The organism is Micromonospora sp. NPDC049051 (genome assembly GCF_043197575.1).
In the GTDB taxonomy this organism is placed as follows: domain Bacteria; phylum Actinomycetota; class Actinomycetes; order Mycobacteriales; family Micromonosporaceae; genus Micromonospora.
Genome location: NZ_JBICTL010000001.1, coordinates 1,250,078 through 1,276,673 on the forward strand (window position 1 = coordinate 1,250,078; position 26,596 = coordinate 1,276,673).

Sequence of the window (26,596 nt, forward strand, 5' to 3'; positions counted from 1 at the left end):
TCGCAGCATGCCCAATGTGGGCGAGGATTTCGACAGTTGTCGGCGGGTCCGGGGCAAAGATCGTCGGAGCGGACGGCGAACGGCCGGTCGCGCAGGGTGCCGCGCGACCGGCCGTCAGTCGTCGATCGTCAGGGGCGGCCCATGCCGCGGTACTCCCAGCCGGCCTGGGTCCACAGTGCCGAGTCCAGGCAGTTGCGTCCGTCGACCACCTTGCGGCCGGCGACCAGCTCGCCGAGGGCCACCGGGTCGGCGTTGCGGAAGTCGGCCCACTCGGTGAGTACGCAGACCAGGTCCGCGCCGGTCACGGCCTCGTTGATGCCGGGCTCGTAGACCAGCTCGGGCGCCACCGCGCGCGCCCGGTCCATGCCCTGCGGGTCGTAGACGTGCACGTCGGCGCCGGCCTTGCGCAGCAGCGAGGCGACGGAGAGCGCCGGCGCGTCGCGTACGTCGTCGGTGTTGGGCTTGAAGGTCGCGCCGAGCACGGCGACGCGGGTGCCGGAGAGATCGGGCCCGGCGGGGCCGGAGCGGCGACCGAGCAGCTCGGCGGCGAGCTGGACCACCCGGGTCCGGCGGCGCAGGTTGATCAGGTCGACCTCGTGCAGGAAGCGCAGCGCCTCCCCGGCGCCCAGCTCCTGCGCGCGGGCCTGGAACGCGCGGATGTCCTTGGGCAGGCAGGCGCCGCCGAAGCCGAGCCCGGCCTGGAGGAACCGGTTGCCGATACGCGGGTCGAAGCCGATGGCCCGGGCGAGGTGGGTGACGTCGCCGCCGGACGCCTCGCAGACCTCGGCCATCGCGTTGATGAAGGAGATCTTGGTGGCGAGGAAGGCGTTCGCGGCCACCTTGACCAGCTCGGCGGTCGCGAAGTCGGTGACCACCAGGGGCACCTCGCGGTCCTCGGTGGCGGCCAGGTCGAAGACACCCTTGTGGGCGGCGTAGAGCATCCCGTTGGCCCACTCGCTCTTGACGCCGACGACGATCCGGTTGGGGCGCAGCACGTCGTCGACGGCGAAGCCCTCCTGGAGGAACTCCGGGCTCCACGCCACCTCGACCCCGAGGTCGGCCGGGGCGTGCTTGCTGACCAGCTGCTCCACCCACTCGGCGGTGCCGACCGGCACGGTCGACTTGCCCACGATCAGGGCCTTGCGGGTCAGGTGCTGGGCCAGGCTGGTGACCGACGCCTCGACGTACGACAGGTCGGCGCCCATCCCGTCGGCGCGCTGCGGCGTGCCGACGCAGATGAAGTGCACGTCGCCGAACTCGGCGACCTCGGCGATGTCGGTGCTGAACCGCAGCCGCCCGGCCGCCAGGTTGCGCTTGAGCAGCTCGTCGAGACCGGGCTCGTGGATCGGCACGTCGCCGGCGTTGAGCATGGCGATCTTGTCGGCGTCGACGTCGAAGCCGAGGACCTCGTAGCCGAGTTCCGCGTAGCAGATGGCGTAGGTCGCACCGAGATAGCCGGTGCCCAGGAAGGTCACCCGCGGCCGCTGCGCGCCGGAGGGGGGCGTCACCGCGGCGATGGCGGGCATCGGCTGGGTGTTCGGGTACGGGATCGTCACGCCTGTCTTCTCCGCTCGCGCTGGCGGCGCTTCGTCGCGTCGCGTTCTGCTGCGGCGCCTGGGCGGGCACCGAAGGGACTCTATGCCTGTCACTTCCATCATCGCCGGGCGGCGTCGACGCGCGTCATGCCCCAGCCTACGCGGCGGTAACATCGCCCGGGGTGGCCGCTATCCTTCAGTCTGCGCCGTCGGCGGTCAGGTGACGCTACAGACTGCGCATGATAGCGGTGAAGGGGAGGGGGCCGACATGGCCGCAGAGCAGTCGTTCGACGTCTACCGGTTGCCCGAGGAGCACGAGGCGGTCCGGGAGGCGGTCCGCGAGGTCTGTACGGCCAAGGTGGCGCTGCACGCCGCCGAGGCCGACGAGACCGGCGAGTTCCCGAAGGCGTCCTACGACGCGCTGCGGGCCGCGGACTTCCACGCGCCGCACATTCCCGTCGAGTACGGCGGCGCGGGCGCGGACGCCCTGGCCACGGCCATCGTGATCGAGGAGGTGGCGCGGGCCTGCGCCTCGTCCTCGCTGATCCCGGCGGTCAACAAGCTCGGCACCATGCCGCTGCTGCTGGCCGGCTCCGAGGAGCTGAAGCGGCGCTACCTCACGCCGGTGGCGGCCGGCGACGCGATGTTCTCGTACTGCCTGTCCGAGCCGGAGGCCGGCAGCGACGCGGCGTCGATGACCACCCGCGCCGAGCGTGACGGCGATCACTGGGTGCTCAACGGCGTGAAGCGCTGGATCACCAACGCCGGGGTCTCGGAGTTCTACACCGTCTTCGCGGTGACCGACCCGTCGGCCCGCTCCCGGGGCATTTCCGCCTTCGTGGTCGAGAAGTCCGACGCCGGGGTCAGCTTCGGCGCGCCGGAGAAGAAGCTCGGCATCAAGGGCTCGCCGACCCGCGAGGTCTACCTGGACAACGTCCGCATCCCCGCCGACCGCATGATCGGCGCCGAGGGCGCCGGCTTCGGCACCGCGATGAAGACCCTCGACCACACCCGGGTCACCATCGCCGCGCAGGCCGTCGGCATCGCCCAGGGCGCGCTCGACTACGCCAAGGGGTACGTCCAGGAGCGCAAGCAGTTCGGCAAGGCGGTCGCCGAGTTCCAGGGCGTCCAGTTCATGCTCGCCGACATGGGCATGAAGCTCGAGGCGGCCCGGCAGTTGACGTACGCCGCGGCCGGCAAGTCGGAGCGCGGCGACGCCGATCTCACCTACTTCGGCGCGGCGGCCAAGTGCTTCGCCTCGGACGCGGCCATGGAGATCACCACCGACGCGGTCCAGTTGCTCGGCGGCTACGGCTACACCCGCGACTACCCCGTCGAGCGGATGATGCGGGACGCCAAGATCACTCAGATCTACGAGGGCACCAACCAGGTGCAGCGCATCGTGATGGCCCGTCAGCTCCTCAAGGGCTGACCGGTCGGCGGGCGGGCCGGACGTCCGACCCGCCCGCATCCTCCCCGGTCCCCGGTCCCGCCGTACGGCACGCGTACGGCCGGACCGTCACCGGATTTCGGTCGTGTCCTCCTCGGGGCGGTTGGTGGCGCGCGGCGGCGCCGACCAGGGCGAGCCCCCACCGGAGCGACGCGGCAGCGGCTCGGTCGGCGTCGGGTCCGGGTAGCCGAGACTCGGCGGGGCGGTGTCCCGGTCGGTCGACTCGGTCGGCGGCCAGTCGGTCAGCGTGAAGTCGCTGCGGTCCGGCCCCTCGGCGGTCGCCGGCTTCGGTTCGGCCGGCCGGGGCCACTGCCGCCAGCGCTGCCGGCTGAACGCGGCCACGACCAGCAGCAGGCCGATCAGGAAGAGCGTGCCGTTCTCCACCGGGACGTGCAGCGGCAGGGGGTCGCCGAAGACCTTCCAACCGTCCGGGATGCGGTCCCGGACCTGGAAGGGCGCGACGAACATCCCCACGTACGGGGCGGCGAGCAGCAGCCCGGCCACGAGCGGGCCGAGCGGCGAGGTGCGCAGCGTGCCGAGCAGGCCGAGCAGGACCCCGCCGACGGCGAGGTAGACGGCGGGCTCGATGAGATTGGCCGAGTTGAACTTGCCGATCTCGACCCAGCGGTCGACGGTGCCCGCCGACCCGTCCTGCCCGAGGGTGACCAGCACCCACGTGACGGGTACCACCACCAACCCTGCGAGGAAGCTCCAGAGATGTCGCATCCGCGCACCGTACCGTTTTCGACATGACCGAGCACCCCTCCACCGCGCCGACCGGTAAGCCGACCTCGTACTCCCGGGTCACCCTGAGCCGGATCATGACCGCGGTCGACGTCAACCTGTACGGCACCGTGCACGGCGGGGTGCTGATGAAGTTCATCGACGACGTGGCGGGGGCCGCCGCGGCCCGGCACAGCGGCGGCACGGCGGTCACCGCGGCGATCGACGAGATCGTCTTCACCGAGGCGGTACGGGTCGGTGACCTGCTGCACGCGCACGCCCAGGTGAACTGGACGGGGCAGACCTCGATGGAGGTCGGGGTGCGGGTGGTGGCCGAGCGGTGGGACTCGGCCGAGGACGAGCCGGTGCGGGTCGCCACCGCGTACCTCGTCTTCGTGGGCGTCGACCTCGGCGGCGCGCCACGGGCGGTCCGCCCGGTGCTGCCGGAGAGCCCGGAGGACGAGCGCCGGTTCCGGGAGGCGGAGATCCGCCGTGCCCACCGGCTGGCCCGCCGTCGCGCCATCCAGGCACACCGCGCCGGCTGACAGGCCCCTTCCTGTGTGGGGAACGTGCGGAAGGGACCCTTCCGCACGCCCGAGGTCCACACAGGGAAGAGGTGGGGCATGTGGGCTCCGCACGTGCGCCGACGGAGGTCGGGTGCGGAGAATGGCGCTCTGAGGTAGGGCAAGATGGCGCCACGGCCCATTCACAGTGTCGTGCGGGGCCAGGGGAGGGTGGAGCAGTGGGTGACGTGCTGTGGACGCCGCCGGCGGACGTACGCGAGCGGTCCCGGATCGGGAACTACCTGCGCTGGCTGCGTGAGCACCGGGGGCTGGACTTCGCCGACTACGACGAGCTGTGGCGGTGGTCGGTAACGGACCTCGACGCGTTCTGGCGGTCGATCTGGGACCACTTCGAGGTGCTCGCGCACACCCCGCCGACCGCCACGCTGACCGACCGGGGGATGCCCGGGGCCAGGTGGTTCCCCGGCGCCACCCTCAACTACGCGGAGAACGTGCTGCGCATGCCGGGGCGCGCCGACGACGCCCCGGTGGTCGTCGCGTACGGCCAGACCCGCGCGCCGGCCACCCTCACCGCCGCCGAGTTGCGCGAGCAGGTCCGCCGGGTGGCCGCCGGCCTGCGCCGCCTCGGCGTCACCGCCGGCGACCGGGTCGCCGCCTACGCGCCCAACATCCCCGAGACGTACGTGCTGCTGCTCGCCGCCAGCAGCCTGGGCGCGATCTTCTCCTCCTGCGCCCCGGAGTTCGGCACCCGCAGCGTCACCGACCGGTGGCAGCAGATCGAGCCGAAGGTCCTCGTCGCGGTGGACGGCTACCGCTACGGCGAGAAGCCGGTGGACCGGCGGGCCGAGGTGGCCGCGATCCGGGCCGCCCTGCCGTCGCTGGAGCACACCGTCAGCATCGCCTACCTCGACCCGGCCGGGGATCCGGCCACCGCGCCGTCGGCTGGCGCCGCAGGCCGGACGGAGGCCGCGCCGTCGGCGGGCGGCGCGGACCGGCCGAAGACGCTGTCCTGGTCGGAGCTGGCCGCCGACACCGACGAGCCGCTGACCTTCACCCCGGTCGCCTTCGACCACCCGCTCTACGTGCTCTACTCCTCCGGCACCACCGGGTTGCCGAAGCCGATCGTGCACGGCCACGGCGGCATCCTGCTGGAGCACCTGAAGATGCTGGCCCTGCACCACGACCTGGGCCCCGAGGACCGCTTCTTCTGGTTCACCACCACCGGCTGGATGATGTGGAACTTCCTGGTCTCCGGGCCGGCCGTGGGCGCGACGATCGTGCTCTTCGACGGCAACCCGGGCCACCCCGACCTGGGGGCGTTGTGGCGGCTGGCCGGGGAGACCGGCACCACCTACTTCGGCACGTCCGCGCCGTTCCTGCTGGCCTGCCGCAAGGCGGGCCTGGTGCCGAAGGAGACCGCCGACCTCTCCGCGCTGCGCGGGGTCGGCTCGACCGGCGCGCCGCTGCCCGCCGAGGGCTTCACCTGGGTGTACGAGACGGTCGGTGACGACCTCCAGCTCCAGTCGCTCTCCGGCGGCACGGACGTGTGCACCGGCTTCGTCGGCGGGGTGCCGCTGCTGGCGGTGCACGCCGGCGAGATCGCCTGCCGGGCGCTCGGCGCGAAGGTGGAGGCCCGGTCGGCCGACGGCACCCCGGTCGTCGGCGAGCTGGGCGAGCTGGTGATCACCGAGCCGATGCCGAGCATGCCGGTGGGCTTCTGGAACGACGCGGACGGCACCCGCTACCGGGAGGCGTACTTCGACCTCTACCCGGGCGTGTGGCGGCATGGCGACTGGATCACCATCAACGACCGGGGCGGCTGCGTGATCACGGGCCGTTCCGACGCCACCCTCAACCGGGGCGGGGTGCGGATCGGCACCGCCGAGTTCTACTCGGTGGTCGAGGGGCTCGACGAGGTCGTCGACTCGGTGGTCGTGCACCTGGAGGACGCCGAGGGCGGCGCTGGTGAGCTGCTGCTGTTCGTGGTGCTCGCCGAGGGGCTGGAGCTGGACGACGCGCTGCGCAAGATGATCTGCCGCGAGCTGCGTACGGCGCTGTCGCCCCGGCACGTCCCGGACGAGATCCACCAGGTGCGGGCTGTCCCGCGCACCCTCTCGGCGAAGAAGCTGGAGGTCCCCGTGAAGAAGATCCTCACCGGCACCCCGGTCGACTCGGCGGCGGCCCGGGGCGCCCTGGCCAATCCGGAGTCCCTCACGGCCTTCGCCACCCTGGCCCGGACCCGGCACCCCCGCCCCTGACCCACCCCGCCCCGGATGGGCGGTCAGGGGAGGGGGCGGGTCACTCGTTCCGTGGTGGCGCGGGTGGCGAGAGTGGACGGGTCGGCGTTGGCACAGAGGACCGTGGTGGCGCCGGCCGTCAGCGGGGCGAGCAGCCAGTCGACCGGGTCGGGGTAGGTCCCCGTGTCGATCAGCACCCGGTCGCCGGGCGCGATGCCCAGCTCCGTGACGCGGACGGCCGCACGGCCCAGCAGCGCCGCCTCGCCCGGCCCGGCGGGGGCGTACGGGCTGAAGTGGTCGCCGTGGGCGCGTACCTCCGCGGTGTAGTCGGCGAAGCCGGGCGGGACCTCACGCATCGGCAGGGCGAACGGGTGCAGCGCGAGGACGTAGCGTTCGCCCGCCGACCACGCGTCCGCCTCGTCGAGCCGCGTGGCGGCGACGAAGAGCACGTCCACGTCGCCCGGCGTGTCCACGACGGTCAGTCCGGCCGACCAGCAGCCGAGCAGCACCGCGGCGGTCTGCCAGTGCGGGGGCAGCACCACCCCGGCGACGTCGCCGGGGCCCACGGCCACCTCGTCGACGAGCAGGTTGGCCGTCTTGGCCACCCAGTTCGCCAGCGTGGCCCCGGAGAGCTCGGTCCGTTCGCCCGTGGCGTCGTCGTACCAGGTCAGCAGCGGTCGGGTCGGATCGGCCGCGATCGCGGCGGCGAAGACCCGGGCAATGTTCTCGGCCATCAGCGCGAACGATACGCCCACCGGTCGTACCAGATGACGGCCACAAGTCGGCATACGGTCGGGTCGCAGTCAGCGTCGATGCCGGGCTCCGGCGTAGGCTTGCCGGAGTGTTGTTCCCCACAGGCCCGTCAGTTCAAGGAGTCGCCCCGTGACCGCCGGTCGACCGCCCCGCGTGCTCATCGACGCCACGAGTGTCCCAGTCGACCGTGGTGGTGTCGGTCGATACGTCGACGGCCTGCTCGGCGCCCTCGGCAAGGTGTGCGGGTCGGGGGTGGAACTGGCCGTCGTCTGCCTGCGCACCGACCTGGAGCGCTACACCCGGATGCTGCCCGGCGCCGAGATCATCCCGGCCCCGGCGGCCGTCGCGCACCGCCCCGCCCGGCTCGCCTGGGAGCAGACCGGCCTGCCGCTGCTCGCCCAGCAGGTGGGCGCGCAGGTGCTGCACTCGCCGTTCTACACCTGCCCGCTGCGCGCCGGCTGTCCCGTCACGGTGACCGTGCACGACGCGACGTTCTTCACCGAGCCGGAGCACTACGACAAGTCGCGCCGCACCTTCTTCCGCAGCGCGATCAAGACGTCGTTGCGCCGGGCCAGCCGGGTGATCGTGCCGAGCAAGGCCACCCGGGACGAGCTGATCCGGCTGCTCGACGCCGACCCCACCCGGATCGATGTCGCCTACCACGGCGTCGACCACGCCGCCTTCCACGCGCCCAGCGACGAGGAGAAGGCCCGGGTGCGGGCCCGGCTGGGCCTCGGCGGCACCAACTACGTGGCCTTCCTGGGTGCCAAGGAGCCGCGCAAGAACGTGCCGAACCTGATCCGCGGCTGGGCCCGTGCGGTGGCCGAGCGGAAGGACCCGCCGGCCCTGGTGATCGCAGGCGGTCAGGGGCACGACGACGACATCGACCGCGCGGTGGCGGAGGTTCCGTCGCACCTGCGGCTGCTCCGTCCGGGCTACCTGCGCTACGCCGACCTGCCCGGCTTCCTCGGCGGGGCGCTGGTGGCCGCCTACCCGTCCTACGGGGAGGGTTTCGGCCTGCCGATCCTGGAGGCGATGGCGTGCGCCGCCCCGGTGCTCACCACGCCCCGGCTGTCGTTGCCGGAGGTGGGCGGCGACGCGGTCGCGTACACCAGCGAGGCGGCCGACCAGATCGCCGCCGACCTGGCCGCGTTGCTCGACGACGAGCAGCGCCGGTTGTCCCTGGCCAAGGCCGGTTTCGACCGGGCCAAGGAGTTCACCTGGGAGTCCAGCGCCGAGGTGCACATCGCCGCCTGGAGTCGGGCCCGGGCCTGACCGGCCACGGCCGGCGACGTGAGAATGCGTCCCCGGTCAGGCGAATCGGGCATGATGTGCGGGTGATCTACGCCGTCATCCCGGCGGGTGGCAGTGGCACGAGGTTGTGGCCGCTGTCCCGTGCCGGCCATCCCAAGTTCCTCCACCCGCTGACCGGCTCCACCGCCTCGCTGCTCCAGGCGACGGTGGAGCGGCTCGGCCCGCTGACCTCCGCCGAGCGCACCCTGGTGGTCACCGGGACCGCGCACGCGGCGGCGGTCGCGCGCCAGCTCGCCGGGGTACCGGAGGAGAACATCCTGGTCGAGCCGTCGCCTCGGGACTCGTGCGCGGCGATCGCGCTGGCCGCGGCGGTCATCGCGCGGCGCGACCCAGAGGCCGTGATGGGCTCCTTCGCCGCCGATCACCTGATCGGCGACCCGGAGCGGTGGCGGGCGGTGGTCGGGGAGGCGGTACGCGGCGCCGAGCAGGGCCTGCTGATGACCGTCGGCATCACCCCGACGCGGGCCGAGACCGGCTACGGCTACCTCGAGACCGGCGACCCGGTCGACGGTGGTCCGCTGCGGCCGGTCGCCGAGTTCAAGGAGAAGCCCAGCGCCGAGGTGGCCGAGGCGTACCTGCGCTCCGGGCGGCACCTCTGGAACGCCAGCATGTTCGTCTGGCGGGTCGACGTGTTCCTCGCCGAGCTGGCCCGCCAGCAGCCCGCCCTGCACGCCGGGATTGCCGCGATCGCCGGGGCGTGGGGCATGGAGGAGCAGGACGACGTGCTCGGCACGGTCTGGCCGACGCTGCCGAAGATCTCCGTCGACTACGCGGTGATGGAGGGCGCGGCGACGGCCGGCCGGGTGGCCACCGTGCCGGGCGACTTCGGCTGGAACGACGTCGGCGACTTCCACACCCTGGGCGAGGTGCTGCCCGCCGACGCGGACGGCAACGTGGTGCTCGGCACCGACGCCAAGCCGGGGGTGCTGCTGCACGACAGCGGCGGGCTGGTGGTGGTGCCCCACTCCGGGCGGCTGGTGGCGGCCGTCGGCGTACGCGACCTGATCATCGTGGACACGCCGGACGCGCTGCTGGTCTGCCCCCGCGACCGGGCGCAGGACGTCAAGAAGGTCGTCGACGAACTCAAGGAGCGGGGCGAAGAGGGGCTCGTCTGAGCGCTGCCAGGGCCGGGGCGACCAGGCGTGCCGTCCCGCCGGCCAGCGGCTCCGGCAGCCGGTCCGGCGGGAACCAGCCCAGCGCCTCGGACTCCTCGCTGACCCGCTCGACCGCGCCGGGCGGGGCGAGGACGGCGAAGCGTACGTCGTGGTGCAGCGAGCCGCCCTGGCAGCTCACCGGGTGGATGTCGACGTCGATCGGTACCGGGTCGATGCGCAGGCCGGCGATGCCGGACTCCTCGCCCGCCTCCCGCAGGGCGGCAGCGGCGAGGGTCCGGTCGGCCGGCTCGCAGTGCCCGCCGAGCTGCACCCAGCGCCGGAACTTGCCGTGCAGGCAGAGCAGCACCCGGGACCCGGTGGCGTCGAACACCAGCGCGCTCGCGGTGACGTGCCCGGGCAGGTGCGCCCGGCTCATCGCCACCGGCCCGTCGGCCAGCAGCGCGACCGTGCGGTCCCGGGCCTCGGCGGCGGCCGTACCGGTCGGCTCCCAGCGGCTCAGCGTCGCGACGGCGTCGGCGTGCAGCGCCGCGTGCACCTCGTCGTGCCGCGTCTCGTCCGGCGCGGCATGTGCGGCCATCTGCGCCTCGGCGTGCCGCGCCGTCTGCGCCCCCGCTTCCCGCGACGGTCGGCAGGCGGCGGCGGTGGGGGAGTCGGTCATGCCGACACTGTACGAGCAGCCGCTTCGTACCCTGGCGCGATGACCCTGCGACTGTTGGAGTTCGTCGTGGCCGGCAACGAGGCCAGCGATCTGCTGCCGGTGCGCTCGGCGCCGCTGCTGCGGGCCTACGGTGCCCGGCGCGGCTTCTGGACCGTGCTGGACGAGGGGCCGGTGGAGCACTGCCTGGCCCTGCTGCTGGAGCTGGACGACGGCCGCTGGGTCGCCCACCACGTGGCCGCCGACGCCGGGGTGGAGAACGGCCGCACGGAGGACGGCGAGGCGCTCGCCCACCACGACGGCTGGGTGTACGTCTTCGGCTCCCACTTCGGCTCGAAGGCAGGGCCACTGCGCCCGCGACGCGCCTTCGTGGCCCGGTTCCGGGAGGACGACGCCGCGGTGGGCCCGCTGCCGGTGCAGGTGGTCCGCAACCGGTTCCGGCTGCACCGGGCGGTCAACGACGCCCTGCTGAAGGCGGCGTTCACCCCGCTGCCGCCGGGCGACCGGGTGCGGGCCCGGTTCATCGGGGAGACCGTCGCCCGGGGCACCGCCCGGTCGAAGGGCTGGGTCGACCGGCTCGTCCCCGACGACCTGCCGCTGAACGTCGAGGCGGCGGCCTTCACGCCGACCGGCGGTGTGCTGCTCGGGCTGCGGTTCCCGGTCACCGCCGAGGGTGAGCCGATCCTGGTCGAGCTGACCGGTGTGCCGGGCATGTTCGATCCCACGCCGAGCTGGCCGGAGGCGTCCGGCGCGTACGTCCTGACCGGGGTGACGCCGCCCGGCGCGCTGGCCGGCTTCCGGGCGGTCGCGCCCACGGACGACGGCGGCTACGCGGCGATCGTCGGGTCGATCGACGCGCTGGGCAAGGGCTCGGTGCTGCTCGACGACCACCCGGCCGGCGGCGAGGTCACCTCGCGGCACGTGCGGTTCCGCCCACCCGGCGAGGGGTATCTGGTGCCCGGCGAGCTGGTGGCCGACCTGGCGCCGTTCCACCACGTGGAGGGGTTGGTCGAGTGCGGCGGGGAGAGCTTCTACGTCACCGACGAGGACCATCGGGTGGCGCTCTGGGTCGGTTGACCTGCGGTGGACCGACGCCCGGACGACACCTCCGCGGAGTATGGCCGCAGACCCTCGTGGTGTCGCCCGGCCGCCGGTCCTTCCCCGTCCCCCGGGTGCCCGGCTCCGGGCGTGTCGGGTGACGCGCCCGCCCCCGTGTGCGGGCAGTGGAAGCATGCCCAACCGCCCCGGGGGGCGTCGAGGTTTTTCAGCCCACGCTTAAAGTCGGAGATAAGTGCCGGCCAGGTACAGTGCAAACGGTTGCCAGGCATCCCCCTGCCCGGCGGCGCGGGGAGCTGTCCATGCTGAAGATCTACTTTTCCGCCGAGGACATCCTCCGGACCCGGGTGGCTCCGGCGGCGAATCCGGTGTGGGAGCTGGTTCTCAGCCTGCACCTGCTGCCCGGCCGTGGCCGCGATCCGCTGCTGGCGGGCTGGCGGAGCAGCGTGACCCGTGGGCTGCGCGACGACAGCGACTCGGCGGGGCTGCGGCTGCTCCTGACGCTCAACCCGCCCCGCGGCTACTTCCCCGACTTCCTCACCCCGTTCGAGAGCGTGTCGGGCTTCGAGGCCGGCATGGAGGCGATCCGCAGTACCCCCGTGGCCCTGCTGCAACGCGACCTGACGCTGCTGGCCGCCGGCAGTTCCCCGCCCGCCGGCACCCAGGCGCTGGCCCAGGGGGAGCCGGACACGCTGCGCGATCTGACCGGCGCGATGGAGCGCTACCGGGGCCTGGCGATCGACCCGTACTGGCCCCGGATCCAGGCGGCGGTGGAGGCCGACCGGGCCCGGCGGGCCCGCGCCCTGCTCGACGGCGGGACGGAGGGGCTGCTGGCCGGCCTGCGCCCCGCCGTGCGTTGGGACTCCGGGGTGCTGGAGGTCCGCGACTACCCGCACAGCCGGGAGCTGCACCTGGACGGGCGCGGGCTGCTGCTGGTGCCGTCGTTCTTCTGTGCCGCCACCCCGGTCGCCCTGCTCGACCCGGCGCTCCCCCCGGTCCTGGTCTATCCGGTGGACCGGCTCGGCGGCCTGCTGCCGGCCTCCGGCGAGGGCGGCGGCCCGGGCACGTCGGACCCCGGCCGGGAGGCGCTGGCCGCGCTGGTGGGCCGTACCCGGGCCGCCGTGCTGGCGGCCAGCGACGACGGCTGCACCACCGGCGAGGTGGCCCGCCGGCTCAACATCTCGGCGGCCGCCGCGAGCCAGCACACCACCGTGCTGCGCAACGCCGGCCTGCTGGTCAGCCAGCGCGACCGCAACACCGTCCTGCACACCCTGACCCCGTTGGGGCGGGCGATGCTCAACTCCTGACCGCCGCCCGTGCCCACCCGGGCACCGTCACCGTGCCGGGCCGTCGGCGCGGTTCCGGATGGCGGGGCCGCAGGCCGGGACGGCGGTGCCGCGGGGCCGGCGCGGGGCCAGGGTGGCGGTGTCGCGGGGTCGGCGCGGGGCCGGGATGGCGTCGCGGGGTCGGCGCCCCAGCCGTCACAGGGCCAGGGCGGCGCTGGCGGTGGTGCCGGGGGGCGGGGGAAGCAGCAGTGAGGCGACGCCCTCGGCCGCCAGCGCGGTGCGCAGGCGTTGTAGGTCGGCGCCGAAGCGGACCAGGTCGACCGGGCCGGCGGGGGTGGCCGGGACGCCGAGCACCAGCGTCGTCGCCTCCGCCGGCCAGCCGGGCACCCGGGCGGTCAGCCCGGCACGGGCCTCGTCGTCGGCCACCAGGCTGAAGACCGTGCCGGGTGCGACCACGTCCGCGACCGCGCCGATCGCCCGGCGTACGACCGCCGGGTCGGGCGGGGTCGGGTTGAGGCCGTCCGGCAGGGTGGCGGCGGCGGCCAGCCCGGCTGCCGTCGCCTCGGCGGTGCCCAGCGAGAAGAGGTCCATCGAGGCGTCGCGGACCAGCACGGACGCGCCGACGTCGTCGTCCGGCCGGGGCGCGGTGAGGTAGCCGCGCACCACGGCGACCGGCATCTGGTCGCACTTGCCCTTGATCAGCTCGCCCGCGCCGGCCAGCTCGTCCACCACCGCCATCTGGGTGAGCTGGAGCTCGTTGCCGTACGGGTCGACCTCGCCCCGGTGGTCGCGGATCGCGTCCATCCCGGCGACGCCGAGCGCCACGTCGGTGAGCCCGTTGCGCCAGGGGCGGCCCATCGTGTCGCTGACGATCACCGCGACGTCCACGCCGTGGCGCTCGCGCAGGGCGGCGCGCAGCGCCCGGGCCGAGGCGTCCGGGTCCTCGGGAAGCAGCACCAGCCGGGTCTTGTCGACGTTCGAGGCGTCGATGCCGGCCGACGCCATCACGAAGCCGTGGTGGGTCTGCACGATCCGCGTCGCGCCCCGGGTCGCCACCACCCGCGCCGTCTCGGCGGCCAGCACCTCGTCCCGCGCGGCGACGCGCTCCGGCCCGTCCGGCGGGACGTCGACGAGACGCCCCTCCGCCTTCGAGACGATCTTGCTGGTCACCACCAGCACGTCGCCGTCGCGCAGCCAGGGCGCGGCGGCGGCGATCAGGGCCGCCAGGTCGTCGCCCTCGGACACGTGGCCGATGCCCGGCACCGGCAGGATCTCCAGCCTCACGTCAGCTCCAGCGCGGCGCGGACCATGGCCGCCGTCGCCGCCTCGTCGGTCATCCGCAGCGGTGCGGCGCGCACCGTCACCCCCGGCACCACCGTGCCGGCGTCCTCCTCGGCGACCAGCCAGCCGTCGAGCAGCCCGCCGGCCGACCGGCCGCCGTAGAGCCGGCCCACGCCGGCCGCGCTGCACTCCACCCCCAGCACCGCCAGGCAGCGGTCGGCCATCCCGCGTACCGGGGCGCCGCCGATGATCGGCGAGACGCCGACCACCGGGGCGGGACCGTCGGCGACCGCGTCCCGCAGCCCGGGCACGGCCAGGATCGGGGCGACGCTCACCACGGGGTTGCTCGGCGCGACGAGCACCACGTCGGCCCCGGCGATCGCCTCCAGCACGCCGGGTGCCGGCCGGGCGGTGTCCGCGCCGACGAAGACGAACCGGTGGGTGGGGACGTCGCCGCGATGGCGTACCCACCACTCCTGGAAGTGGATCGCCCGCTGGCCGCCGTCGAGCTCCACCACCACGTGGGTCTCCAGCCGGTCGTCGGTCGCCGGCAGCACGCGTACGCCGGGCTGCCAGCGATCGGCCAGGGCCTCGGTGACCGCGTGCAGCGGGTAGCCGGCATTGACCATCGTGGTGCGCACCAGGTGGGTGGCGATGTCCTTGTCGCCGAGCCCGAACCAGGTGGGCTCGGCACCGTAGGCTGCCAGCTCCTGCTTGACCGTCCAGCTCTCGCCGACGCGTCCCCAACCCCGCTCGGGGTCGGCGCCGCCACCCAGCGTGTACATGACGCTGTCCAGGTCGGGGCAGACCTTGAGCCCGTGCAGGAGCAGATCGTCACCGACGTTGACCACGGCGGTCACCTCGGCGCCGACCTCCCTGGCGTACGCCCGCACGCCGACCAGGAAACGAGCGCCGCCGATGCCGCCCGTCAGAACCACGATGCGCATGCCGACCATCCTCGCGTACGGGCCGCCTCCGGTCCGCCTGTGGGCGGAGAGACTAGGCTCACGTCGGCAACTGTCCGCATTCGCCCCGAGGGGGATCCCGTGACCAGCCCCGCCGAGCCCGCGTCCACCGACGCGACGCAGGCCAGCCAGCTGACCAAGCCGCTTCGTGAACTCGCCGCGTTCGCGCTGCTCGGCGCGAACGCCGTGTTCCTCTTCGTCGCCCTGATCCGGCTGGCGACACCGACCGAGTACAGCACGATCGGTGGTCGGGCGGGCAGCGCCTTCTTCGCCTTCGTCGGCGTCGAGGCGGTGTTCCTGCCGCTGCTGGCCGTACTGCTCGCCACGCACGTGACGCCCCCGGTGGGCAAGGCGAAGCTGATCACCCAGGTGGCCCTGGGCGAGTACGTCGTCAGCGCGCTGCTCGGCGGGCTGACCTTCCTCTTCTGGACGGTCGACCGGCTGGCCGAGGGCGAGATCCTCGACGCGTTCCTGGGCCTGCTCAGCCGCGTGGCCTGGCTGGCGCTCTTCGCGGTCGCCGCGTACGTCGTGTTCAAGATCTGGCGCACCCTCTACTACGTGGCCAAGCCGAAGCCCCAGCCCGGCGTGTACGGCCAGCCGCAGCCCGGGTGGCCCCAGCAGCAGGGCGGCTACCCGGCCCCGGGTCAGCAGGTCCCCGGTCAGCAGGTCCCCGGTCAGCCCGGCGGCTGGCAGGCTCCGGCCCCCTACGGCGCCCCGTACGGGCAGCAGCCCCAGCCGTTCGCCGGTGGTCCGCAGCAGGGCTCGCCGTTCGCGCCGGCCCCGCAGTCCGCGCCCCCGGCCGCCGCGGCGCCGCAGTCCGCTCCTCCGGCGGGTCCCGCGCCGCAGTCCGCGCCCCCGTTCGGCCAGCCGCAGAGCGCCCCGCCGTTCGGCCAGTCGTACAGCGCCCCGCCGTTCGGCCAGCCGCCCTCGGCCGAGCCCACCCAGGCGATCCCGCGCCAGTCCGTCGAGCCCACCGGGCCCACCGAGGCGCTCCCGCGTCCGGCCGACGACGAGACCGACCGCACCCAGCGCATCAACCCCGGCGAGAGCCCCGACGCCCCTCGCTGACCGGCCCACCCGAGCGCCCCGCACGGCCCCGTGCGGGGCGCTCGCTCTGCCCCGCCCGCTGCCCACCCGCCCCCGCTCGCGGCCCGGTGCCGAGCACCGGCGGTCACGCACCGTGAAGCGGGTGTCCCGGGTCACCAGGGTGGGCCGGATGGGTGGGGTGGGACCGGCCGGTTGAGCGCCTAGGCTGGGCGGATGGTTGATCGCACCGTGCCCGGTCCGACCGACGCGAGTGTGCGGCGGGCGCTGCACCGGGCCGCGACCGGGCGGGCGCTCGACGTCGACGAGGCCGCCGCGCTGCTGGCCGCCCGGGGCGGGGCGCTGGACGCGCTGCTCGACGTGGCGGGCGCCGTCCGTGACGCGGGCCTGCGCGAGGCCGGGCGGCCGGGCGTGGTCACGTACTCGAAGAAGGTCTTCATCCCCCTCACCCGGCTGTGCCGGGACCGGTGCCACTACTGCACCTTCGCCACCGTGCCGCACCGGCTGCCGGCGGCCTTCCTCGACCGGGACGAGGTCCTCGCCATCGCCCGGGCGGGCGCGGCCCAGGGCTGCAAGGAGGCCCTGTTCACGCTCGGCGACCGGCCGGAGGAGCGCTGGCCGGCGGCCCGGCAGTGGCTGGACGAGCGGGGCTACGACTCCACGCTCGACTACCTGCGCGCCTGCGCGGTGGCGGTGCTGGAGGAGACCGGGCTGCTGCCGCACCTGAACCCGGGGGTGCTGTCCTGGTCGGAGTTGCAGCGGCTCAAGCCCGTCGCGCCGAGCATGGGGATGATGCTGGAGACCACGGCCACGCGGCTCTGGTCGGAGCCGGGCGGCCCGCACTTCGGCTCGCCGGACAAGGAACCGGCGGTACGGCTGCGGGTGCTCGACGACGCGGGCCGGGTGGGCGTGCCGTTCACCACCGGAATCCTGATCGGCATCGGCGAGACCCTCGCCGAGCGGGTCGACGCGATCTTCGCCATCCGCCGCGCGCACCGCGAGTACGGCCACCTCCAGGAGGTGATCGTGCAGAACTTCCGCGCCAAGCCGGACACGGCGATGCGCGGGATGCCCGACGCGGAGCTGCACGACCTGGCCGCCACGGTGGCGGTGGCCCGGGTGCTGCTCGGGCCGAAGGCCCGGATCCAGGCCCCGCCGAACCTCATCGCGGGCGAGTACGACCTGCTGCTGCGCGCCGGCATCGACGACTGGGGCGGGGTGTCCCCGCTGACCCCGGACCACGTCAACCCGGAACGTCCCTGGCCGCAGATCGACGAGCTGGCCCGGCACACGGAGGCGTCCGGCTTCACCCTGCGCGAGCGCCTGACGATCTATCCCGAGTACGTCCGGGCCGGCGACCCGTGGCTGGACCCGCGCCTGCTGCCGCACGTCGGCGCGCTGGCCGACCCGGCGACGGGGCTGGCCGTCGAGGCGGCCCGGCCGGTGGGCCGCCCCTGGCAGGAGCCCGACGAGACGTACGGCGGCCGGACCGACCTGCACGTCACCATCGACACCACCGGGCGGACCGGGGACCGGCGCGGCGACTTCGACCACGTCTACGGCGACTGGTCGGAGGTGGCGACCAAGGTCAGCGCCGGCGGCGGGGGCGGCACCGACGGTGACCTGCGGGCCGGGCTGCGGCTGGCGGCCGACGACCCGGCGACGCTGCTGGAGCCGAAGCACGCCGACGCCGCGCTGGCGTTGTTCGCCGCCGACGGGCCGGCGCTGGACGAGCTGTGCCGCCTCGCCGACGACGTGCGCCGGGCGGCGGTCGGCGACGACGTGACGTACGTGGTCAACCGCAACATCAACTTCAGCAATGTCTGCTACGTCGGCTGCCGCTTCTGCGCCTTCGCCCAGCGGGAGCGGGACGCCGACGCGTACCGGCTGTCGGTGGAGCAGGTCGCCGACCGGGCCGAGGAGGCGTGGGCGGCCGGCGCCAGCGAGGTCTGCCTCCAGGGCGGGATCGACCCGAAGCTGCCGGTGACCGTCTACGCCGACCTGGTCCGGGGGATCAAGGCGCGGGTGCCGGGGATGCACGTGCACGCGTTCTCGCCCATGGAGATCGTCACCGCCGCCGCGAAGGCCGGCGTGTCGGTGCGGGAGTGGCTGACCGGGCTGCGCGAGGCCGGGCTCGACACCATTCCCGGCACCGCCGCCGAGATTCTCGACGACGACGTGCGCTGGGTGCTCACCAAGGGCAAACTGCCGGCTGCCGCCTGGGTCGACGTGGTCGGCACGGCCCACGAGCTGGGCATCCGGTCCAGCTCCACCATGATGTACGGCCACGTGGACCACCCCGGGCAGTGGCTCGCGCACTTCCGGGTGCTGGCCGGGTTGCAGGACCGTACGGGCGGGTTTACCGAGTTCGTGGCGCTGCCGTTCGTGCACACGAACGCGCCGATCTACCTGGCCGGCATCGCCCGCCCGGGGCCGACGTGGCGGGAGAACCGGGTCGTGCACGCGATGGCCCGGCTGCTGCTGCACGGGCGGATCGACAACATCCAGTGCTCGTGGGTGAAGCTCGGCGACGAGGGCACGGCGGCGATGCTCCGGGGCGGCTGCAACGACCTGGGCGGCACGCTGATGGAGGAGACGATCTCCCGGATGGCCGGCTCCGGCAACGGCTCGGCGCGTACGGAGGAGCAGTTGATCGCCATCGCCGCGGCCGCCGGTCGACCGGCCCGTAGACGCACGACCGCGTACGGCAGCCCCCGGCCGTAGCGGGGCCGACCGGCCGCCGCACGTACCGCTTGGTGGGACGATGGGGCATCGGCCGACGGGATTTCTGTCCACTGTCGACGGTGGCCGGGTCGCCAGAATCAGCAGCGGGTTGACGACTGTCCACCCGCGGACAGGACCGTGGCGCCGTCGCGGCCCGTCCACATCGTGAGCGCGGGACGGGCGGCCGTTCGAGGCTCGGCGGGCGGTCCGCGCCAACTCGGGTTAACCTGTGCCCCACCAAGATCAACGGATCGTGGTGGGTGACTTCCGAAGGTCCCCGCCGGCCCGCCTCGTCGGGTCGGCGGGGAAGCGCCACGGGAGAAAACTCGGGCAACTCGCCGGAGAGGGCGTTACTCGGCCGGGGTCTGAATCGATAGGGCAGGTTGCGAGGCCGGGTGGCCGGGTGGCCGTCCGGAGTGTTGTCGGGAGGACGACTCCATTATCAAGTTCGGCTTGACGGCGCACGCATTACACGCGTGTAATTTGAATGGGGTTGTTCGCGCGAAACGCAGCAAATCGGGACCGACGGACAAGCACGCCTTCCGCGTGGGGGGTTGCAGCGGCGGTGACGCCGGTGCGCGACAAGGAGGCATCTGATGGACGGCCAGCTTGAGGTGGCCGACCTGCTCGGAAACGCGCCGGAGTGGCAGGAGCGGGCGCTCTGCTCCCAGACCGACCCGGAGGCGTTCTTTCCCGAGAAGGGCGGCTCGACCCGTGAGGCGAAGCGGATCTGCTCGCGCTGCGAGGTGAAGACGGAATGCCTCGAATACGCTCTCGGCCACGACGAGCGGTTCGGGATCTGGGGTGGGCTCTCCGAGCGGGAGCGGCGCAAGCTCAAGCGGCGGGCCGCCTGAGCGTCGCCGGGCCGGGGCGGTGGGGGCCGCCCGGCTCAGGCCAACTCGTCGGGGTCCACCCCGAGCAGATTGGCCACCTGTTCGATGATCACGTCGTGCACGAGATCCGCGAGATCCTCGCGATCCATCGCGCGAAACTCCAACGGCCGGCGGTAGAGCACGATCCGCGGAGGCACCTCCTGCCGGCCCGGCCGGCCGGGCAGCAGCCGGGCGAGCGGCACCTCGCCGTCCTCCAGCACGTCCGAGTCGTAGACGTTGAGGTCCGGCGGGACGTCCTCCACCGCGAACTCGACCCCGGCCAACTCCTTGGCGAAGCGCCGTTCGAGGGTCTCGACCGTGTCCAGCACCAGGTCGTCGAAGATCTCCGCCTTCGTACGCGCCAACGGAACCGTCGCCGGCACCAGCCGCCCGCGCAGGCCGCGCCCGTGCCGGTCGCGGTGTGCGCGCCGGCCGGGGCCGGGGCGGCGGTGTTCCGGGCTCGTCATGAGAGAAAGGTTAGCGCCCGTACCGACCTGGCCTGCGGCAGCGCCACCGGCGCGGCGCGCCGTGGCGGACGGGCCGAATTGTGATCACCGTGACGGGCGTGTCGCAACGCGAAGCAGTGCGCCGGACCCGGTAATGGAGATACCCTGCCGCCGTGAGGTCACCACGGCGCTGCTCCCGTAACGGCTGCCCCCGGCAAGCGGTCGCCACGCTGACCTATGTCTACAACGAGTCGACAGCGGTGGTCGGCCCGTTGGCGGCATTCGCCGAGCCGCACACGTACGACCTCTGTGAACCGCACGCCCGGAGCCTGACCGCGCCGCGTGGCTGGGACGTCGTCCGGCACGAGGGGGAGTTCGAGCCCCCGCCGCCCACCACCGACGATCTCGTCGCCCTGGCCGAGGCCGTCCGCGAGGCCGCCCGCCCGGTGGCCCCGCGCCCGCCCGAGGACGACAAGACCACCAACTCAAGCCCCCAGACGGGCCGCCGGGGGCACCTCCGCGTCATCCCCCCGAACCACTGACCCGCCCCTCTGGGAGGGCGGCGCCCATCTCCGCCTCGGTGCATCCCGGACGCAGTCAGGGTCGCGGCGGGAGTCGCGGGCGCGGGGAGCAAAGTCTGCGCGGACTCGGCAGCTTGCCTGCGGGCCGGATGGGCACGCCGGGCGCTGTCGAGCTGAATCGTTTACGACATCGCGGTGCCGGTGGCGTCAGCCGTCGGCGAGCATGGGCGCAGGCGCGCCCACGAGGCGTCGGTTCAACTTCCACGCCCGTCCAGCATCGACGCCGATTCGGCGTCCACGCCGGTCGACCTCCACGTTGGTCCAACCAGCACGTCGGTCTGGCTGTCGTCGGTTCGGCGGGGCCGACGGTCGCGACGGAGCAGGGTTGGCGATCGAGGCGGTGTCGGGCTGTGCCGCCGGGGCCTGAATCGTCTGCGACATCAGTTCGACAGCGTGGGTGAGGTGGGTTGGGCACGGCCGGCACGCGGTCCTTCAGAGGTGCGTTCGCCTCGTTGCGGTGCCTGGCCCGACGCTGCGGCGGAGGCATGTCCAGGGCCTTTTCCGGGCGTTCGTCAGCCACCTCGGGCGCGCGAAACAGATCCCGCCGCGACACGCCGGCTGCGTGACGACAAGGGCACGCAGCGTGGCTACCGTGCGCCCCAGTGTGATGGCGGGCGCGGGAGGTCGGATGGTGAACGAGGTGATGCGGGTGGCGATGGCCGAGAAGGGGGAGACAGCCGAGTCGTTGGCGGAGAAGGTGGGCGTCGACCCCAAGACGGCGGCGCGGTGGGTCGCCTCGGGCCGGATCCCGCATCCCCGGACGCGGCTCGCCGTCGCCGGCATCCTGGGGCGCGACGCCGCCGAGCTGTGGCCCGAGCCGTTCCGCCGCCGCGACCTGCCGTGGTTCCGGCCGTGGGCCGAACTGGAGCAGGACGCCGTCACCATCCGGTCCTACCAGCCGTCGCTCGTGCCGGGCCTGCTCCAGACGGAGGCGTACGCCCGCGCGGTGCTGGCGACCGGCGGCCTGCTCCCGGCCGCCGAGGTCGACGAGATCGTCGGCGGCCGGCTGGCCCGGCAGGAGATCCTGGTCCGGGACGCCCCGCCTCAATTCGTCACCGTGATCGACGAGGTGGTGCTGCGCCGGCGGGTCGGGGACCGCACGGTGATGGCCGGGCAGTTGGCCCACCTGCTGGCGATCGCCGCGCAGGAGCACGTGCAGGTCCGGGTGATCCCCGCCGAGGTGCCGTGGCACACCGGTCTCGCCGGGGCGTTCGTGCTGATCCGTCTGCCCGACGGCGCCGAGACGGCCTATGTGGACAGTCAGCTTCGCGGTCAGGTGGTGACGGAGAGTGCCGACATTGCTAGCCTGGGCGCCAGATGGGAGAGCGTCGCGGGCGAGGCACTGCCGCGCGGCCGGTCGATCGAGCTGATCAGGGAGGTGGCGACGGCATGGACGTGACCGACGCCCGCTGGCGCACCGCGTCCCGCAGCAGCAACAACGGCGGCGACTGCGTCGAGGTGGCCGACAACCTGCCCGGTCGGGTGCTCGTGCGGGACAGCAAGGACCGCACTGGCGGCACCCTCGCCTTCGCTCCCGAGACCTGGCGGGCCTTCGTGGGCCAGCTCGCCCGCCGCCCGTCCTGACCGCCCCGGCCACCGCGCCCGGCACCGCGCCGCGGGGCGCGTCGTCGCTGAAGCAGGAGTTGCCGACCGCAGGGGCTGATCGCGCAGTCAGGCGTACGCGATCAGCTTCAGCCGACTGACCAGCAATTACGTCGGCGGGCCAGACGTGCCCGGCACCCTCGCGGAGGCTGATCCGCCGCCCGCCGCTACCGCTGTCGCGCTGCCGGATGCCTCATGTCAAGATTCACCGCACCTGACCCCTCGCCGGCGGGCCGCCCTGCCCGTCCGCCGACGAACCCTCAAGGAGTCGTCATATGCGTACTCCCGTCCGGCCCCTCACCCGGCGCGGGCTGCTGACCGGCGCACTCGGCTCGGCAGCGCTGCTGGCGGCGGGTGTCCCGCTGGCCGGTTGCGGCACCCCGGCCGCCACCCAGACGGAGGCCGGCTGCGTCAGCGAGGACCTGTCCGGCACCGAGAAGACGCTGGCGTTCTCCAACTGGCCGCAGTACATGGACGTGGACGAGGCCGACGGGTCCAAGCGGCCGACCCTGGACGCGTTCGTCGCCAGGAGCGGCATCCAGGTCACCTACACCGAGGACATCAACGACAACAACGAGTTCTTCGGCAAGGTGCAGAACCAGCTCGCGGGATGCCAGCCCACCGGGCGGGACATCATGGTGCTCAGCGACTGGATGGCGGCACGGATGATCCGGCTCGGCTGGGTCCAGAAGCTCGACCGGTCGAAGCTGCCCAACGTCGCCGCCAACCTGCTGCCCTCGCTGCGCGGCCGGTCCTTCGATCCCGAGGACCAGCTCGCCATCCCGTGGCAGTCCGGCCTGGCCGGTCTCGCCTACAACGGCAGGGTGACCAGGGAGATCCGGACGGTCGACGAGCTGCTCACCCGCCCCGATCTCAAGGGCAGGGTGACCGCGCTGGCCGAGATGCGCGACACCATGGGCCTGCTGCTCCAGTCGAACGGCCACGACCCGGCGAACTTCACGGGCGCCCAGTTCGACGACGCGCTCGCCAAGCTGAAGAAGGCCGTCGACGCCGGCCAGATCCGCCGGTTCACCGGCAACGACTACGCGCCGGAACTCGCCAGAGGCGACGTCGCCGCCTGCATCGGCTGGTCCGGCGACGCCGTACAGCTCGGCTTCGACGACAACAAGATCAAGTTCGTGGTACCCGACTCCGGCGCGATGATCTGGTCGGACAATGTGGTGGTGCCGAACAGGGCCACCCACCGGGGCAACGCCGAGCAGCTCGTCGACCACTACTACGAGCCGGCCGTCGCCGCCCGGCTCGCCGCGTTCGTCAACTACATCTGCCCCGTACGGGGAGCCCAGGCCGAGATGGAGAAGATCGACCCGGCGCTGGCCGCCCACCCGCTGATCTTCCCCGACGACGCCATGCTCGCCAGGTCGGCGGTCTTCATGGCGTTGGACGAGAAGCGCGAGCGCGAGTACGAGAGCAAGTTCCAGCGGGTCATCGGGGCGTGAGCGGGATGGGTGGGACGACTGCGGAAGGCGGGAGCCCGGCCGGCGACCTGCGGCTGGCCGGCCTCACCAAGCGGTTCGGCTCCGTGACGGCGGTGGACGACCTCAGCCTGACCGTCGCGCAGGGCTCGTACTTCGCCCTGCTCGGCCCGTCCGGCTGCGGCAAGACCACCACGCTACGGATGATCGCCGGCCTGGAGGAGCCCACCGGCGGACGGGTACTGCTCGGCGACCGGGACGTCACCCGGCTGCGCCCGCACAAGCGGCCCGTGAACACCGTCTTCCAGAGCTACGCGCTCTTCCCGCACCTGGACGTCTTCGAGAACGTGGCGTTCGGCCTGCGTCGCCGGGGCATCCGCTCCGTCGACGACGAGGTGCTGGGCATGCTCGCGCTGGTGCAACTCGACGAGCACGGCCACCGTCGCCCCGCCCAGCTCTCCGGCGGGCAGCAGCAGCGGGTCGCGCTGGCCCGCGCCCTGGTCAACCGCCCGCAGGTGCTGCTGCTCGACGAGCCGCTCGGCGCGCTCGACCTGAAACTGCGCCGGCGGATGCAGGTCGAACTCAAGCGGATCCAGACCGAGGTCGGCATCACGTTCGTGCACGTCACCCACGACCAGGAAGAGGCCATGACCATGGCCGACACCGTCGCGGTGATGAACGCCGGCCGGATCGAGCAGCTCGGTGCCCCCGCCGACCTCTACGAGTACCCGGCCACGGCGTTCGTGGCGAACTTCCTCGGCCAGTCCAACCTCCTTGCCGGCGAGGCGGCCGGCGCGGTCGGCGGCGAGGTGACGGTGTCGGCGCACGGCCACCGCTTCTCGGTGCCCGCCGGCCGGGCCCGGGTCGAGCGGGGTCCGGTCCACCTGGGCGTACGCCCGGAGAAGCTGCACCTGGTCGACTCCGCCGACCAGGTCCCCGCCGGCTGCCAGCACGTCACCGGGTTCGTCACCGACGCCTCCTACGTGGGGGTGAGCACCCAGTACCTGCTGCGCACCGGCTGGGGTGGCGAGCTGTCGGCCTTCGTGGCCAACACGGGCACCGCCCGGCCGGTGCCCGTGGGCGCGGAGACGGTCGCGTACTGGGACCCGCGGCACGCCTTCCTGCTGCCCCGGGACACCGCCGAGCAGGACCGGAGCGCGCCGGTGCGGGACGAGCCGGTCGGCGCGTCCTCGTGAGCGCCCCGGCCCGGCTGCCCACCGGAGCCGGGGAGCCGGCGCCGCCCGCGCCGCCCGCGCAGCCCCGCCGGCCCGGGCTCCTGCCGTACCTGCTGCTGTTGCCCGCGGGGGCGTGGCTGATCCTCTTCTTCGCGGTGCCGCTGGTGCAGCTCGCCGCCGTCAGCCTCTACGACCCTGCCGGCTCCCTCGCCACCGGGTACGCCATGACGTGGGCGTTCGGCAACTATCCCGACGCGCTCGCCGCGTACTGGCCGCAGTTCGGGCGCTCCTTCGGCTACGCGGGCGCGGCCCTGGTGCTGGCGCTGCTGGCCGGCTACCCCTTGGCGTACGCCATCGCGCGCAAGGCCGGCCGCTGGAAGAACCTGCTGCTGGTCTGCGTGGTCGCGCCGATGTTCACCAGCTTTCTCGTACGCACGCTGGCGTGGAAGACCATCCTGTCGGACAACGGCTGGCTCGTGGGGCTGCTGCGCGACGTACACCTGCTCGACCCCGACGGCCGGCTGCTGGCCACCCCCGTGGCGGTGGTGCTCGGCCTGACGTACAACTTCCTGCCCTTCCTGGTGCTGCCGCTGTACGCGAGCCTGGAGCGGCTGGATCCCGCGCTGCTGGAGGCGGCCGGTGACCTCTACGCGAGCCCGCTGCGGGCCTTCCGCCGGGTCACGCTGCCGCTGTCCATGCCCGGTCTCGTCGCGGGCACGCTGCTGTTCTTCATCCCGGCCAGCGGCGACTACATCAACGCCGAGCTGCTCGGCACCCCCAGCGAGTACATGATCGGCAACGTCATCGACTCGGCGTTCCTGGTGCGGCTGGACTATCCGCAGGGCGCCGCGCTGTCGTTCCTTCTGATGGCCGCGATCCTCGCGCTGGTCTTCGGCTACCTGCGTCGGACGGGCACGGAGGCGGCCCGGTGAGTGCGAGGAGTGCAGCGCAGCGGAGCCCCGCGGTCGCGAACGGAAGGCCGGTCCGGTGAGTGCGAGGATCGGTCGGTGGTTGGCGGACCGCTGGGTCATGGGCGTGGCGCTGCTGGTGCTCGGCTACCTCCTCCTGCCGATCGCTGTGGTCGCCGCGCTCTCCTTCAACCGCCCCTCCAGCCGCCTGTCGTACGACTTCGCCGAGTTCACCCTCGACAACTGGCGCAACCCCTGCGCCACCTCCGACATGTGCGACGCGGTGGTACGCAGCGTCCAGATCGGCTTCGTCGCCACCGTGGTCGCCACGGTGCTCGGCACCCTGATGGCGTTCGCGCTGGCCCGGCACCGGTTCCGTGGCCGGGCCGGGCTCACCGTGCTGGTCTTCCTGCCGATGGCCACCCCCGAGCTGGTGATGGGCACCTCGCTGCTCGCCCTCTTCGTCTCCGCCGGGGTGCCGCAGGGCTTCTGGACCGTCGTCGTCGCGCACGTGATGTTCTGCCTGTCGTTCGTGGTGGTCACCGTCCGGGCGCGGCTGGCCGGTATGGACACCCGGCTGGAGGAGGCCGCGATGGACCTCTACGCGAGCGAGTGGCAGACCTTCCGGCGGATCACGTTGCCGCTGGTGCTGCCCGGCATCCTGGCCGCCGCGCTGCTCGCGTTCTCGCTGTCCTTCGACGACTTCATCGTCACGAACTTCAACGCCGGCACCACCGTCACGTTCCCCATGTACGTCTGGGGCGCCGCCCAGCGGGGCATCCCGCCGCAGGTCAACGTCATCGGCACCGCCATGTTCGCGGTCGCCCTGCTGCTGGTGCTCGCCGGCACCCTACGCGGACGTCGAACGCGAAGAGCCCCTCGCCGCGCGTGAACGTCGGCGAGGGGCTCTTCGG

The 26,596-nt window shown here is 73.4% G+C and carries 24 protein-coding genes; 17 read left to right on the forward strand and 7 right to left on the reverse strand.

From position 1 onward, the window contains the following. Positions 1 to 128: 128 nt before the first annotated feature. Entirely contained in the window at positions 129 to 1,556 is a 1,428-nt protein-coding gene (locus ACGFIR_RS05945) for a UDP-glucose dehydrogenase family protein (protein WP_392999922.1), read from the reverse strand. Positions 1,557 to 1,803: 247 nt separating this feature from the next. On the opposite strand from ACGFIR_RS05945, the gene ACGFIR_RS05950 reads away from it, so the two are divergent. Beyond that, positions 1,804 to 2,967, forward strand: a complete 1,164-nt coding sequence (locus ACGFIR_RS05950; protein ID WP_392999920.1) for an acyl-CoA dehydrogenase family protein — start codon at positions 1,804 to 1,806, stop codon at positions 2,965 to 2,967. 87 nt (positions 2,968 to 3,054) lie between these two features. Here ACGFIR_RS05950 and ACGFIR_RS05955 read toward each other — a convergent pair whose 3' ends face one another. Further along, on the reverse strand, positions 3,055 to 3,711 hold the full coding sequence (locus ACGFIR_RS05955) for a hypothetical protein (RefSeq protein WP_392999918.1): 657 nt from the start codon (positions 3,709 to 3,711) through the stop codon (positions 3,055 to 3,057). A 23-nt stretch (positions 3,712 to 3,734) separates the two neighbouring features. Between ACGFIR_RS05955 and ACGFIR_RS05960 the strand changes: the two genes are divergently transcribed. Both ACGFIR_RS05960 and ACGFIR_RS05965 read left to right on the forward strand, forming a co-directional pair. Beyond that, the gene (locus ACGFIR_RS05960; RefSeq protein WP_392999916.1) at positions 3,735 to 4,253 is read left to right on the forward strand and encodes an acyl-CoA thioesterase; all 519 of its coding nucleotides are present in this window, start codon (positions 3,735 to 3,737) and stop codon (positions 4,251 to 4,253) included. A gap of 197 nt (positions 4,254 to 4,450) precedes the next feature. Continuing rightward, the gene (locus ACGFIR_RS05965; RefSeq protein WP_393143411.1) at positions 4,451 to 6,490 is read left to right on the forward strand and encodes an acetoacetate--CoA ligase; all 2,040 of its coding nucleotides are present in this window, start codon (positions 4,451 to 4,453) and stop codon (positions 6,488 to 6,490) included. Positions 6,491 to 6,513: 23 nt separating this feature from the next. Here ACGFIR_RS05965 and ACGFIR_RS05970 read toward each other — a convergent pair whose 3' ends face one another. Further along, the gene (locus tag ACGFIR_RS05970) at positions 6,514 to 7,203 is read right to left on the reverse strand and encodes a TIGR03089 family protein (protein ID WP_393143413.1); all 690 of its coding nucleotides are present in this window, start codon (positions 7,201 to 7,203) and stop codon (positions 6,514 to 6,516) included. Positions 7,204 to 7,351: 148 nt separating this feature from the next. On the opposite strand from ACGFIR_RS05970, the gene ACGFIR_RS05975 reads away from it, so the two are divergent. Both ACGFIR_RS05975 and ACGFIR_RS05980 read left to right on the forward strand, forming a co-directional pair. Next, the gene (locus ACGFIR_RS05975; RefSeq protein ID WP_392999910.1) at positions 7,352 to 8,497 is read left to right on the forward strand and encodes a glycosyltransferase family 4 protein; all 1,146 of its coding nucleotides are present in this window, start codon (positions 7,352 to 7,354) and stop codon (positions 8,495 to 8,497) included. A gap of 62 nt (positions 8,498 to 8,559) precedes the next feature. Further along, complete coding sequence (locus tag ACGFIR_RS05980; protein WP_393143415.1) at positions 8,560 to 9,651, forward strand: mannose-1-phosphate guanylyltransferase; 1,092 nt, start codon at positions 8,560 to 8,562, stop codon at positions 9,649 to 9,651. Here ACGFIR_RS05980 and ACGFIR_RS05985 read toward each other — a convergent pair. Then, positions 9,620 to 10,228 (reverse strand): NUDIX hydrolase, encoded by a 609-nt coding sequence (locus ACGFIR_RS05985; protein ID WP_393143766.1) that lies wholly within the window; start codon positions 10,226 to 10,228, stop codon positions 9,620 to 9,622. The genes ACGFIR_RS05980 and ACGFIR_RS05985 overlap by 32 nt on opposite strands. A gap of 120 nt (positions 10,229 to 10,348) precedes the next feature. On the opposite strand from ACGFIR_RS05985, the gene ACGFIR_RS05990 reads away from it, so the two are divergent. Next, the gene (locus tag ACGFIR_RS05990; RefSeq protein WP_393143417.1) at positions 10,349 to 11,383 is read left to right on the forward strand and encodes a hypothetical protein; all 1,035 of its coding nucleotides are present in this window, start codon (positions 10,349 to 10,351) and stop codon (positions 11,381 to 11,383) included. 281 nt (positions 11,384 to 11,664) lie between these two features. Next, a complete protein-coding gene (locus ACGFIR_RS05995; protein ID WP_392999904.1) occupies positions 11,665 to 12,669 on the forward strand; it encodes an ArsR/SmtB family transcription factor in 1,005 nt (334 codons plus the stop codon). Positions 12,670 to 12,843: 174 nt separating this feature from the next. Here ACGFIR_RS05995 and ACGFIR_RS06000 read toward each other — a convergent pair whose 3' ends face one another. Both ACGFIR_RS06000 and cofD read right to left on the reverse strand, forming a co-directional pair. Next, positions 12,844 to 13,932: a coenzyme F420-0:L-glutamate ligase gene (locus ACGFIR_RS06000; RefSeq protein ID WP_392999902.1), complete on the reverse strand. Its 1,089-nt coding sequence runs from the start codon at positions 13,930 to 13,932 to the stop codon at positions 12,844 to 12,846. After that, positions 13,929 to 14,876 carry a 2-phospho-L-lactate transferase gene (cofD, locus tag ACGFIR_RS06005; RefSeq protein WP_392999900.1) on the reverse strand — a complete coding sequence of 316 codons (948 nt, stop codon included), beginning with the start codon at positions 14,874 to 14,876 and terminating at the stop codon, positions 13,929 to 13,931. Before cofD ends, ACGFIR_RS06000 begins: the two co-directional genes overlap by 4 nt. A 99-nt stretch (positions 14,877 to 14,975) precedes the next feature. Between cofD and ACGFIR_RS06010 the strand changes: the two genes are divergently transcribed. The 3 genes from ACGFIR_RS06010 (at position 14,976) to ACGFIR_RS06020 (ending at position 19,516) form a co-directional block, all read left to right on the forward strand. Further along, positions 14,976 to 15,962 (forward strand): hypothetical protein, encoded by a 987-nt coding sequence (locus ACGFIR_RS06010; RefSeq protein ID WP_392999898.1) that lies wholly within the window; start codon positions 14,976 to 14,978, stop codon positions 15,960 to 15,962. A 192-nt stretch (positions 15,963 to 16,154) separates the two neighbouring features. Then, positions 16,155 to 18,662, forward strand: a complete 2,508-nt coding sequence (locus ACGFIR_RS06015; RefSeq protein WP_392999896.1) for a bifunctional FO biosynthesis protein CofGH — start codon at positions 16,155 to 16,157, stop codon at positions 18,660 to 18,662. A gap of 596 nt (positions 18,663 to 19,258) precedes the next feature. Continuing rightward, a complete protein-coding gene (locus tag ACGFIR_RS06020) occupies positions 19,259 to 19,516 on the forward strand; it encodes a WhiB family transcriptional regulator (RefSeq protein ID WP_007455784.1) in 258 nt (85 codons plus the stop codon). A 35-nt stretch (positions 19,517 to 19,551) separates the two neighbouring features. Here the strand turns inward: ACGFIR_RS06020 and ACGFIR_RS06025 are convergent, their stop codons facing one another. Continuing rightward, positions 19,552 to 20,001, reverse strand: coding sequence for a metallopeptidase family protein (locus tag ACGFIR_RS06025; protein ID WP_089001916.1), 450 nt, complete (start codon positions 19,999 to 20,001; stop codon positions 19,552 to 19,554). A gap of 152 nt (positions 20,002 to 20,153) precedes the next feature. On the opposite strand from ACGFIR_RS06025, the gene ACGFIR_RS06030 reads away from it, so the two are divergent. The 7 genes from ACGFIR_RS06030 to ACGFIR_RS06060 all read left to right on the forward strand — a co-directional run bounded on the left by ACGFIR_RS06030 (position 20,154) and on the right by ACGFIR_RS06060 (position 26,574). Further along, entirely contained in the window at positions 20,154 to 20,522 is a 369-nt protein-coding gene (locus tag ACGFIR_RS06030; protein ID WP_392999894.1) for a DUF3499 domain-containing protein, read from the forward strand. 670 nt (positions 20,523 to 21,192) lie between these two features. After that, entirely contained in the window at positions 21,193 to 21,960 is a 768-nt protein-coding gene (locus ACGFIR_RS06035) for a Scr1 family TA system antitoxin-like transcriptional regulator (protein ID WP_393001339.1), read from the forward strand. Then, positions 21,951 to 22,145, forward strand: coding sequence for a DUF397 domain-containing protein (locus ACGFIR_RS06040; protein WP_392999892.1), 195 nt, complete (start codon positions 21,951 to 21,953; stop codon positions 22,143 to 22,145). The genes ACGFIR_RS06035 and ACGFIR_RS06040 overlap by 10 nt, the downstream gene beginning before the upstream one ends. A 293-nt stretch (positions 22,146 to 22,438) precedes the next feature. Then, positions 22,439 to 23,623 (forward strand): spermidine/putrescine ABC transporter substrate-binding protein, encoded by a 1,185-nt coding sequence (locus ACGFIR_RS06045; protein ID WP_392999890.1) that lies wholly within the window; start codon positions 22,439 to 22,441, stop codon positions 23,621 to 23,623. Positions 23,624 to 23,628: 5 nt separating this feature from the next. Then, positions 23,629 to 24,795 carry an ABC transporter ATP-binding protein gene (locus ACGFIR_RS06050; protein ID WP_392999888.1) on the forward strand — a complete coding sequence of 389 codons (1,167 nt, stop codon included), beginning with the start codon at positions 23,629 to 23,631 and terminating at the stop codon, positions 24,793 to 24,795. Beyond that, a complete protein-coding gene (locus tag ACGFIR_RS06055; protein WP_392999886.1) occupies positions 24,792 to 25,706 on the forward strand; it encodes an ABC transporter permease in 915 nt (304 codons plus the stop codon). The genes ACGFIR_RS06050 and ACGFIR_RS06055 overlap by 4 nt, the downstream gene beginning before the upstream one ends. A gap of 79 nt (positions 25,707 to 25,785) precedes the next feature. Beyond that, complete coding sequence (locus tag ACGFIR_RS06060) at positions 25,786 to 26,574, forward strand: ABC transporter permease (protein ID WP_392999884.1); 789 nt, start codon at positions 25,786 to 25,788, stop codon at positions 26,572 to 26,574. The last annotated feature ends 22 nt before the right edge of the window (positions 26,575 to 26,596 follow it).